The 11,401-nt window shown below is 59.9% G+C and carries 10 protein-coding genes and 1 pseudogene; 5 read left to right on the top strand and 6 right to left on the bottom strand.

The annotated features are described in order from the left end of the window. Positions 1-214: 214 nt before the first annotated feature. Positions 215-592, bottom strand: a complete 378-nt coding sequence (locus EYC95_RS29570) for a DUF6124 family protein (RefSeq protein ID WP_131063473.1) — start codon at positions 590-592, stop codon at positions 215-217. Between the two features lie 324 nt (positions 593-916). After that, entirely contained in the window at positions 917-1,885 is a 969-nt protein-coding gene (locus EYC95_RS29565; protein ID WP_131063472.1) for a LysR family transcriptional regulator, read from the bottom strand. Between the two features lie 318 nt (positions 1,886-2,203). Here EYC95_RS29565 and EYC95_RS29560 point away from each other — a divergent pair, with 318 nt between their 5' ends. The 4 genes from EYC95_RS29560 to EYC95_RS29540 all read left to right on the top strand — a co-directional run bounded on the left by EYC95_RS29560 (position 2,204) and on the right by EYC95_RS29540 (position 7,143). Further along, entirely contained in the window at positions 2,204-3,715 is a 1,512-nt protein-coding gene (locus tag EYC95_RS29560) for an efflux transporter outer membrane subunit (protein WP_131063471.1), read from the top strand. Between the two features lie 139 nt (positions 3,716-3,854). Continuing rightward, positions 3,855-6,047, top strand: a complete 2,193-nt coding sequence (locus tag EYC95_RS29550; RefSeq protein WP_131063470.1) for an FUSC family protein — start codon at positions 3,855-3,857, stop codon at positions 6,045-6,047. Next, the gene (locus EYC95_RS29545; protein WP_131063469.1) at positions 6,037-6,237 is read left to right on the top strand and encodes a DUF1656 domain-containing protein; all 201 of its coding nucleotides are present in this window, start codon (positions 6,037-6,039) and stop codon (positions 6,235-6,237) included. The genes EYC95_RS29550 and EYC95_RS29545 overlap by 11 nt, the downstream gene beginning before the upstream one ends. A 39-nt stretch (positions 6,238-6,276) precedes the next feature. Beyond that, a complete protein-coding gene (locus EYC95_RS29540) occupies positions 6,277-7,143 on the top strand; it encodes an HlyD family secretion protein (RefSeq protein ID WP_131063468.1) in 867 nt (288 codons plus the stop codon). Between the two features lie 18 nt (positions 7,144-7,161). On the opposite strand, the gene EYC95_RS29535 is transcribed toward EYC95_RS29540, so the two are convergent. The 4 genes from EYC95_RS29535 to EYC95_RS29520 all read right to left on the bottom strand — a co-directional run bounded on the left by EYC95_RS29535 (position 7,162) and on the right by EYC95_RS29520 (position 10,438). Further along, positions 7,162-8,430, bottom strand: coding sequence for a hypothetical protein (locus EYC95_RS29535; RefSeq protein ID WP_165557532.1), 1,269 nt, complete (start codon positions 8,428-8,430; stop codon positions 7,162-7,164). Positions 8,431-8,631: 201 nt separating this feature from the next. Further along, positions 8,632-9,030, bottom strand: coding sequence for a DUF4440 domain-containing protein (locus tag EYC95_RS29530; protein WP_131063466.1), 399 nt, complete (start codon positions 9,028-9,030; stop codon positions 8,632-8,634). An 86-nt stretch (positions 9,031-9,116) separates the two neighbouring features. Beyond that, entirely contained in the window at positions 9,117-9,941 is an 825-nt protein-coding gene (locus EYC95_RS29525; RefSeq protein ID WP_131063465.1) for an SDR family oxidoreductase, read from the bottom strand. Positions 9,942-9,973: 32 nt separating this feature from the next. Beyond that, complete coding sequence (locus EYC95_RS29520; RefSeq protein ID WP_131063464.1) at positions 9,974-10,438, bottom strand: multidrug transporter; 465 nt, start codon at positions 10,436-10,438, stop codon at positions 9,974-9,976. A gap of 166 nt (positions 10,439-10,604) precedes the next feature. Between EYC95_RS29520 and EYC95_RS29515 the strand changes: the two are divergent. After that, positions 10,605-11,401 (top strand): annotated as a pseudogene (locus EYC95_RS29515) (toxin); the annotation flags it as partial.

Genomic DNA, 11,401 nt, shown 5'->3' with positions numbered 1-11,401 from the left:
GTGCTGGAAGACCAGTACCGTGTACGACGAAAAGGTTTATTTACAGGCCTTGCTCCGGCACGGCTCACCGTTGACCAGCGAGCTGGACACAGCAAAACCGCGTTGACGGAAAGGCTCAGGGCGTGATGGCGGGGTGTCAGACGACATTAATGTTGAATGACACACCGCCTTCGCGGGCAAGTCGGATCGCCGCACCGCTCGCTCCTACAGGTAATCAGCTGTGTGGCGAAGGTTTTGGTATGGCAACGTTGTCCAGCATCCGGTTTGCTGCCAGTTCGGCCAGCATGACGATCTGTTGAATGGCCATCGCCTTGTGCCGGTGCGGGCCTTCCAGGTAATCCGCGAAATCACTCGCCATCACACTGGCCTGGGCCAGCGACTCGCAGGTATGGGCCAACAGGTCTTCGTCTTTGATATCCGGTGCAATCACAAACATCGTGCTGGGTTTGCGGGTGGCGGGGGATTTGAGGGCTGCTGGGTTGAGGTAGTGATCCAGCGCGCGCTCGGCTGCGTCGTTGAGTTTTTTGGAATCGAGGGATTCGTAGGGGGAAACGTCGTCGGTTTCCGGGGGATTCGGAGTTTCTTTAATCATTGGCAAAGATCCTTAGAGTCGAGGAGCTGCCACTTTTCGTTTTCCAGACGAAAGGGTGGCAGCTGTACGCGGACTGGAAAAACCGAGAAAGGATCAAACCCGGCAGACCCGAAGGTCTCCCACGCACAGCCGCCATAACTTAGATCGCGGTGCTGAAAAAGCGCCGCATTATGTCATGTGCTGTGATCCTTCTTCGGGTTTTCCAGACCCGATCGCTGAAATGCCAGCGACCCACAAAGCCTACCCATTTCCCGTCCGACCCAACAACCGACAGAGCCTGTCGGAAACATCCCCCAAAATCACCGCGTCTGTAGGACCGTGAAATCAGTTCGCCACCCTAACCCCACCCAAACTCCCACTCAATTCATAGGCCACCAATTCCGCCTGATGCGCCGCCAATATCTCCGGCAATGACCCACGCAAATACTCGACCCACGTCTTGATCTTCGCATCCAGATACTGGCGCGATGGGTAGATCGCATACAGATTCAATTCCTGCGACCGGTAGTTCGGCATCACCCGCACCAGCGTGCCGTTGCGCAGTCCTTCAATCGCCGCGTACACCGGCAACACGCCGACGCCCATGCCGCTGATGATTGCTGTCTTCATTGCATCAGCCGAGTTCACCAAAAACGGCGAGCTGTTGATGGTGACCATTTCCTGGCCTTCGGGACCGTCGAAGGTCCATTTCTCCAGCGGGATCACCGGGCTCACCAGGCGCAGGCACGCGTGGTTGAGCAAGTCGCTGGGCTTGTGCGCGCAGCCGTTGGCTTTCACATAAGCCGGCGAGGCGCAGACGATGCTGTAGGTGATGCCCAAACGCTGGGAGACAAAGCCCGAGTCCGGCAGTTCGCTGGCCAACACGATGGACACGTCGTAGCCCTCGTTGAGCAGGTCCGGCACGCGGTTGGCCATGGTCAGGTCGAAGGTGACGTCGGGGTGGGTTTTGCGATAGCGGGCGATGGCGTCGATCACGAAGTGCTGACCGATGCCGGTCATGGTGTGCACTTTGAGCTGCCCGGCCGGGCGCGCGTGGGCGTCGCTGGCCTCGGCTTCGGCTTCTTCGACGTAGGCCAGGATCTGCTCGCAGCGCAACAGATAGCGCTTGCCGGCCTCGGTCAGGGCGATGCGGCGGGTGGTGCGATTGAGCAGGCGGGTTTGCAGGTGGGCTTCCAGGTTGGAGACCGCGCGCGAGACGTTGGCCGTGGTGGTGTCCAGTTGCACGGCGGCGGCGGTGAAGCTGCCGGCCTCGGCCACGTAACTGAAGGCGCGCATGTTTTGCAAAGTGTCCATGGGGTGCTCTCTTGGCGAATGGCAAATTGTGACACGAAGTTTCTGTTTTTTTACAGGCGACTAAAGATGGACCAAGGGATTATCGCGCTAACGGTAACAAAGATTCACAGGATTCCCAGCTTATCGCCATTCGGGGCGCCCCCTAGAATTGCGCCGATCCTTTGTAGGCGCGAGCGGGCGGCGTTCCGACTTGCCCGCGAAGACGGTCTGACAGTCACCAATGATGTCGACTGATACGCCGCCTTCGCGGGCAAGTCGGAACGCCGCCCGCTCGCTCCTACAGGACCTCGCACGCCCCTTCTTTCAGGAATTTCAGCAGTGCCGCGTCGCATCAGCAGAGCGCTTCAGACGCTCAGTGTTTTGGCTTTATCCCTCGCAATCAGCGGCTGCATCGGCACCGGAAGAATTGCCCCGCAGGGCAAGGCACTGGAGGCCAACTCACTGGCCACCGACGAAGCTATTCAGAGTGCCGCGCAGGACGCTCACTGGCCCACCGCCCAATGGTGGCAGGCCTATGGCGACCCGCAACTGAACCGCTGGATCGACCTTGCCGTGCAAGGCAGCCCGACCATGGCCATGGCCGCCGCGCGAGTGCGACAGGCCAAGTCCATGGCCGGCATCGCCGAGTCCGCCGAGTCGTTGCAGATCAATGGCAAATCCACGCTCAAGCGCCACAACTGGCCCACCGATCAGTTCTACGGGCCGGGCGAGCTGGCCAATACGACAACCTGGGACAACAACGCCGCGCTAGGTTTCAGCTATGCCCTCGACCTCTGGGGCCGCGAAAGTAACGCCACCGAGCGCGCCGTGGACATGGCACACATGAGCGCCGCCGAAGCGCGTCTGGCCCAGCTCGAATTGCAGAACAACATCGTGCGCGCCTACGTCGAACTGTCGTTGCATTACGCGCAGCGGGACATTGTCGAGGCGACCCTGAACCAACAGCAGCAGATTCTCGACCTCGCGCAAAAGCGTCTGAATGGCGGCATCGGCACCCATTTCGAAGTCAGCCAGGCTGAAACGCCGCTGCCGGAAACCCATCGCCAGATCGACGCGCTGGACGAAGAAATCGCCCTGAGCCGTAACCAGCTTACTGCCCTCGCGGGGAAAGGTCCGGGCGAGGGCGCGCAATTGCAACGACCCACGCTGTCGTTGGCCGCGCCGCTGAAACTGCCGTCGGCGCTGCCCGCGCAATTACTCGGTCAACGCCCGGACGTGGTCGCCAGTCGCTGGCAAGTCGCGGCCCAGGCGCGGGGCATCGATGTGGCCCACGCCGGTTTCTACCCAAATGTCGATCTGGTCGGCAGCCTCGGCTACATGGCCACTGGCGGTGGGGCGCTGGAGTTTTTGACCGGCAAGAAACTCAATTACAGCGTCGGCCCGGCGATCTCGCTGCCGATCTTCGACGGCGGGCGCTTGCGTTCGGAACTGGGCGAAGCTTCGGCCGGGTATGACATCGCCGTAGCCAGGTACAACCAGACGCTGGTCAACGCGCTGAAGAACATCTCCGACCAGTTGATCCGTCGCGAGTCCATGGACAAGCAGCAAACCTTCGCCGCCGAGTCGGTGGCCACTTCGCAGAAGACCTACGACATCGCGATGATTGCGTATCAGCGCGGGCTTACCGATTACCTGAACGTGCTCAATGCCCAGACCTTGTTGTTCAAGCAGCAGCAAGTCCAGCAGCAGGTTCAGGCGGCGCGCCTTAGTGCTCATGCCGAGCTGGTGACGGCGTTGGGTGGTGGGCTTGGTGCGGGGGACGATGTGCCAACAGACAGCCAGACCGCCGTTCCGAAAACCCCGGCCCTGCTTAAGAGCCTCTCGAATTGAACACCGTACCTGTGGGAGCGGGCTTGCTCGCGAAGGCGGAGTGTCAGGCGACATCAATGCTGACTGACACACCGCCTTCGCGAGCAAGCCCGCTCCCACAGGTTCTAAGTCTGGACTTAATTTCAGTGAGCAGAATTCCATGACTCCTTTGCCCGCACCGCTGCGCTGGCTGTATTCCCTCGAATGGCGCCGGGGTTTCTTCGACTGGGCACGCAGCGACGGCGTGACCTGGGTCTACATTTTCAAAGTGCTGTTCGCCGCGTTCCTGACCCTGTGGCTGGCGATGCGCCTGGAGTTGCCGCAACCGCGCACGGCGATGATCACCGTGTTCATCGTCATGCAACCGCAAAGCGGTCAGGTGTTCGCCAAGAGTTTTTATCGCTTTCTGGGCACTTTGGCCGGGTCGGCGGTGATGGTGACGTTGATTGCCTTGTTCGCCCAGAACACCGAACTGTTCCTCGGTTCGCTGGCGATTTGGGTCGGCATCTGTTCGGCCGGCGCCGCGCGGTATCGCAACTTTCGCGCCTACGGCTTCGTGCTCGCCGGGTACACCGCCGCGATGGTCGGTCTGCCCGCATTGGCCCATCCGGACGGCGCGTTCATGGCGGCGGTCTGGCGGGTGTTGGAGATATCCCTGGGGATTCTCTGCGCCACCGTGGTCAGTGCCGCGATCCTGCCGCAAACCGCCAGCGCGGCGATGCGCAACGCCTTGTATCAGCGCTTCGGTGTGTTTGCGTTGTTCGTCACCGATGGCCTGCGCGGTCGCAGCAAACGGGAGGCGTTCGAAGCCAGTAACGTGCGCTTTATCGCCGAGGCCGTCGGGCTGGAAGGGCTGCGCAGCGTCACCGTGTTCGAAGACCCGCACATGCGTCGACGCAACGGACGACTGAGTCGCTTGAACAGCGAATTCATGGGCATCACCACACGGTTCAACGCGTTGCACCAATTGCTCGAACGCTTGCGCAGCAGCGGCGCTGACCACGTGGTGGCGGCGATCAAACCGGGGTTGCAGGACCTGGCGGAATTGCTCGACGGCTTCAGCGGTCGCGCCTTGACCAGCCCCGACGCCGCCCGCCTGACCAGCGCGTTGTCCACCTATAAGGAAAACCTGCCCGCACGGGTTCGCAGCTTGCGGGCGACCTTTCAGGAGAGCGATCCGAGCGATGCCGAGCAGCTCGATTTCCACACCGCTTACGAACTGCTCTATCGCTTCGTCGACGAGCTGCACAGTTATGCACAGACCCACGCCTCGCTGGCCGATCACAGCCATGCACGGGAGCAATGGGACGAGCCGTTCACCCCGCAAACCAACTGGATGGCCTCGGCCGCGTCGGGGATTCGTGCAGCGTTCATTCTGGTGGTGCTGGGCAGTTACTGGGTGGCCACGGCATGGCCGAGCGGGGCGACGATGACCTTGATCGCCGCTGCCACCGTCGGCCTTTCCGCCGCGACGCCAAACCCTAAACGCATGGCGTTTCAGATGGCTTGCGGGACCTTCCTCGGGGCACTGGTCGGCTTCGTCGAGATGTTTTTCATCTTCCCGTGGATCGACGGTTTTCCATTGCTGTGCGTGATGCTCGCACCGGTAATCGTGCTCGGTTCGTTCCTCACTTCGCGGCCGCAATACGCCGGTGTCGGCCTCGGCTTGCTGATCTTCTTCAGCACCGGTTCGGTGCCGGACAACCTCACCGTCTACAACCCTTACGCGTTCATCAACGACTACATCGCCATGGTGCTTGGCATGCTGGTGTGCGCGGCGGCGGGGGCGATCATTCTGCCGCCGAACAGCCGCTGGTTGTGGCGCCGGCTCGAGCAGGATTTGCGTGGGCAAGTGGTGTGCGCGATCAGCGGCAAACTCAAGGGCCTGGCTTCGAGTTTCGAAAGCCGTACCCGGGATTTGCTGCATCAGGCCTATGGTCTCGCAGCGGGTCAGCCGCAGGTGCAGCGGGACTTGCTGTGCTGGATGTTCGTGGTACTGGAAGTCGGCCACGCGATCATCGAGTTGCGTAAGGAGCAGGCGATTCTGCCGGTGCATCCGGCCTACGCCGAATCCCAGCCATGGCGCCAGGCGATCCGCGTGATGGGCCGTTCGCTGGTGCGGCTGTTCCTGCAACCGAGCCAGAGCAATCTGGAGCGCGGATTGATCGCGGTCGACCATGCAATCAGTCGTGTGCAGGCCACCGATGAACCGTTCGCGCCGCACTTCGACACCTCCGCGTTGCGTCGGGTGAAGAGTTATTTGCACTTCATTCGTACTTCTCTGCTCGACCCGCAGTCACCGCTCGCCACGTATGCGAACACCTCGCCTCAAGGACTTGAACATGCCGCGTGAAATCGCCTTCCACGGCGTGTACATGCCGACCATGACGCTGATGTTTTTCATCGCCGCGGCGCTGGCCTGGGTGCTGGACCGGTTTCTGTCCGGGTTCGACCTGTACCGCTTTTTCTGGCACCCGGCGCTGCTGCGCCTGAGTCTGTTTACCTGTCTGTTCGGCGCCCTGGCGCTGACTGTCTACCGTTGACTCTCTATCACTGACTCTCTATCTCTGAAGAAGGCCCTGATGAAAAAGCTTTTCAGCCTGCTCGCCACCCTGCTGGTGCTGGCCCTCGCGATATGGATCGGCCGGACCCTCTGGGTGCATTACATGGACACGCCGTGGACCCGCGACGGTCGGGTGCGCGCCGACATCATCAACGTCGCCGCTGACGTTACCGGGGAAGTGGTCGAGGTGCCGGTACGTGACAACCAACAGGTGAAGAAGGGCGATTTGCTGATGCGCATCGACCCCGAGCACTACCGCATCGCGGTCAAACAGGCGCAGGCACTGGTGGCCTCACGCAAGTCGACGTGGGAGATGCGCAAGGTCAACGCCCATCGCCGCGCCGACATAGACGCGCTGGTGATCTCCAGGGAAAACCGCGACGACGCGAACAACATCGCCGACTCGGCCCTGGCTGATTACCAGCATGCCCAGGCACAACTGGAAGCGGCTGAACTGAACCTCAAACGCACCGAGGTCCGCGCTGCGGTGGACGGTTATGTCACCAACCTGAATGTGCATCGCGGCGACTACGCGCGCATCGGCGAAGCGAAAATGGCCGTGGTCGATATGAACTCGTTCTGGGTCTACGGCTTCTTCGAGGAAACCAAACTGCCGCACGTGCGCGTGGGGGATAAAGCCGACATGCAGTTGATGAGCGGCGAAGTGCTGAAGGGGCATGTGGAGAGTATTTCTCGCGGCATCTACGACCGGGATAACCCGGAGAGTCGTGAGCTGATTGCGGACGTGAACCCGACGTTCAACTGGGTGCGCCTGGCGCAACGAGTGCCGGTGCGGATTCACATTGACGAAGTGCCGGAGGGGGTGCTGTTGGCGGCGGGGATTACCTGTACGGTGGTGGTGAAATCGATGGAGGCTACGCTGTAACCTCCATCGATAAGCGCACTAGCCGAGATACCTTCGAATCAAACCGATCCCTCTTTCTCCCAAACCGACGTTGTTATTTGAAAAGAGGACTCGATTATCAGTGTGTCGGCATAACTGAATCGGTTCAGAGGCTGTGTGAGTGTCCAGTGTGATGAATCCAGAACTACCGAATCCGATATCAATCACCCCATTGGGCAGGAACCGGGCAATGTGGAGCGGGTAACTGCCGGATACAGTGACGATGCAGCCGTCCGGTTGTGAGTAACCGCAGTTCCAGTGGGTGCCGTCTTCGTTATTGAGTTTCGTCAGCAGGGGATTCCCGTTGTTGAACATCAGGTGCGGATCACCATTGGGGGTGATTGCCAGCAATAATCCCTGCTTGGTTTTTTCAAAGGCATCTCCCACGCGGCCAATGCCGATCAGGGTGCCGTCTGATCTGCGTGCCAGATCGTCGAAAGCCGTGTTCCGCTCGTCGATGCGCAAAATGAGTAGACCGGGTGTTTGAGAGGCGCAGTTGAACGTTTTATCCAGACTGCCATTGGCCTCGAGCCGCGCGATGTAGGCTTTATCCAACCCGTCAATCAGGGCATGGCCTGCCAGCAAAATTTTATTGCCCTGCGCCAGACAAGTATTGATGCGCGTATATGGACTGGAAGTGCTCGCCTGAAAATCCAGGCGCCCCGTACCGTTGAAACGTGTATCGGGAACACCATCAGGTGTGAAACGGAATACTGCACTGCGTAGGAAGTCTGGGTTATCCGGCGATTCAAAGTTGGCGCTGATCAGTAGGCAACCGTCGTCTAGGACCCTAAGGGTATCGGAGTCTTCGCGAAATTTTTTATCACCAATGTTTTCAATTATTAGATGCCCTTTTTCGCCAAAGCTTTCGTCGATTACACCGGTTTCAAGATAACGAGCCATCGCCAGATGAAGCCAACCGTCCGTTCCTGACAGCGTCGCGCCCAGCAACAGAATTTTCCCATCTGGCTGAATAACGACTTTTCCGCCGGTCGCAGGCTTGTCCTTTAGAAAGTTGCCGTAGGTGACACCTTGACCGGCAAAATCATCATCGAGTGTCCCGTTACTGTTCAAGCGTGCCAGTGCGTAAACAAATGCCTCATCGCGAAAGAGTCCTGCGGCGAAAACGATCTTTGCGTCCCGCTGAAGTGCAAGTCCTTTGATGAGGCGGTCGGCGTGGAACTCAGGGGGAAACTTGCTCAGGCTGAACACACCGTCAGTGTCAAATGAAGAGTCTGGATCACCGGGTTTGTTTTGTTCCATGTTCATGAAGGCATCCTCGAGTGCGCCCGATCGCTCACCGGCAGTCATGCGATGAACGCTACTGAGGACTCTCCACCGCGACAGCCGGTCAAATTACCGGTCGGGCAACGCGGGAGGAACTGACTGGCCCCTTCCATGGGTTACTAAGTTGAACTGTTTGCCGATATCGGTCTACTGTCAGAAGTTACAGGTTGGTTGATTCTTGGATCATTCGCGACAAAACGTTTCGTGCAAATGCCGCCAAACCACTTTGCCACCGGCCTGTTTCTCAAACACCACGGTCGACCGACGATCCGAGTGCAGCCCCGTCGCATCGGTCTGCTGCTCGCGATAACTCACCACCGCGCCACCGTCGTACAGCGCGATACCCCGTAAATCGCTGAGCTCAATCCTGAACCCCAGCTTCTTCCCGCCTGCCAGCAAGAACAACTCGCTCAATGCCTCGAAATCCAGCACCCGGCCTAGCGGCGAGACCATGGAAAACTGCGGCGAAAAACGCGTCAGCAAGTGTTCAAGTGCGGACTGGTCTTGTTCCTCGGCCAGCCAATGTTCGATGGCGACGTGGGCCTGGATCACTTCGTCTAAGTATTCGGTGTAGTCGGTCATGTTTGATTCCTGAAATTCTGCAGCGTCTGGTCTGACGTCTTCGCGGGCAAGTCGGATCGCCGCCCGCGAAGAACGATAACGCGGTCTTAGAGTTGCCCCTTCAACCCAAACCGCTTCATCAATCCCGCCTCCAACAACCCTTTAGGCAGCAACCCCGCCAACAACGGCAACGCCCGGCTGCCGTTGCCCAGGCGAATCAGTCGCGGTGGTTTGCTCTGTTGCACAGCCTTGAGCAAACCCATCGCAAACTCCTTCGCCGGCGTCGGTTTGTCCTGAGAGGCCTTGGCCCGAGCGCGAATACCTTCACGCAGCGGAAACCACGGTGATTGCTCGGTGATCAACTGCTCCGCCTCATGCCCGGCGTTCTTGGCGAAGCTGGATTCGATCGCGCCCGGCTGCACTTCCATCACGCGCACACTAAAGGGCGCCAACTCCATGCGCAACGCATCGCTCAACGCATGCACCGCTGCTTTCGAGGCGCAGTACGCGCCGGCAAACGGCGTGACCAATACCCCGGAAACGCTGCCGATGTTCACCACGATCCCTTTGGCCCGACGCAGCACCGGAAACAGTGCGCGGGTCACACCGACAATCGCAAACACATTGGTTTCGAACTGCCGCTGCATCGCCGGTACACCGCCGTCGAGCAGCGGCCCCATGGCGCCATAACCGGCGTTGTTGATCAGCACATCGAGGCCGCCATGTTGCTGATTGATGCGCTCGCTCAGCTGTTCAAGGGCCACGCCGTCGTTGACGTCCAGTTGCACGGCGGTGAAACCGGCGGCGGCCAGAGCAGCCACGTCTTCAGCCTTGCGGGCGCTGGCCCAGACTTCGTATCCGGCACCTTTGAACACGTCGGCGAGGGCGCGGCCAATGCCGCTGGAGCAACCGGTAATCAACGCAACGGGCATGGCGCGGTCCTTGTGCAAAAAGAAGTAGGGGATCAGTCGGAGAAACTACCCTGTAAACGCTCGGCGCGAAACTCCAGGGTTTGCGGGCGATATCCAGGACGCAGCGGCGGCAGGGGCAAGCAGTCTTCCCAATTGGCGCCGGCCTGCAATTCACCGGGGCCGCGATAGCGCGGGGCAGCGTATTGATTGTCGGCCAGATTGACCGTATCGCCCGGCGCATACGCGGCGACGCGCCAGCGCAACTCGGTCAGCGGCACGTCGTTGCCGTTGTTCATGGTCAGCTGCAACGGGCGGTCTGCCGGGCAGTGTTCCGGCGCGTAGGTGATGCGCAACTCCAGGCGCGCCAGTTGCTTGACCTCGCGGTTGTCCATCCAGATCACCCACGTGGCCACCAGGCCCAGGCCGATGGCGGCTGCCACAGAGACGGGCAACGCCTTGGCCGGGTATCGCAACAATAAAATCAGCCAAGTGATAACCAGCAAGACGCCGATGAACATGTTTGAACGCTCCTTGAACTCATGACCACCATCCTACCGAAGGGCTGCGGGAATGGACATTCACGGATCGGCCGTTATCACCGTTGGTCGGCACTGTAATTTCTGACAGTAGCCAGCCCCGGCCACGAGGGGTTAGATAACCGCAAGCAAACAGGGACGAACCGGCATGCAGGCATCGACGACGGGAATGCACTACAAAACACCCCGATTGTTCGTCGTGGACCCGCGAGGGCTGCCGGTTCGTTCGGTTGATTATTGGCGCCAGATCGAAGGTGCCCTGGCTCAGGCGCGCATCAACCGCACTCTCTACGATGCCGCCGGGCACGCGGTAAAACAGTGGGACCCGCGGCTGTGGGCGTTACAAAAGGATGATCCCTCGGCCCCTGCCAATCTCACGACCGTGCATACGCTGTCCGGTAGTCCTCTCTGTACGTTCAGCGTGGATGCTGGCTCACAGACCACTCTTTTTGGCCTGGCCAATGAAGTGCTGCAAGTCTGGGACAGTCGCGGTACCCGGCGCGAGGTTCACTACGACGACCTGCTTCGTCCCGTGGCGGTGTTTGAGCATGTCGCCACGCAACCACCCCAATGTGCAGAACGTATGGAATATGGTGGTGCCGATCCGGTTAACCGCGATAGCAACCAATGCGGGCAGTTGATTCGCCAGGATGGCCCCGGCGGGACGGTGATGTTTGAGGCGTTTGCGATCACCGGCCAATGCACAAGGCACGTTCAGCACTTCACACGGGAAACCGTTGCACCGGATTGGCCGGAGCCGATAGTCGATCGACAGACACTGCTCGAATCAGGCGAGGGCGCTATCTCGACGTGGCGTTACGGCCCGCTGGGGGATGTGCTGGAAACGCTTGATGCCAGGCAAAACCGCCAGACCTTTGGCTTCACTCTTGATGGGCGCCTGCGCCATAGCGCTTTGAAGCTGGCCGGCAAAACCAATTGGCAAAC

It is taken from the genome of Pseudomonas sp. BGI-2, from assembly GCF_004310295.1.
GTDB lineage: Bacteria > Pseudomonadota > Gammaproteobacteria > Pseudomonadales > Pseudomonadaceae > Aquipseudomonas.
The sequence above is the reverse complement of the archived record's forward strand: the minus strand, read 5'-3'. Positions and strand labels throughout refer to the sequence as shown.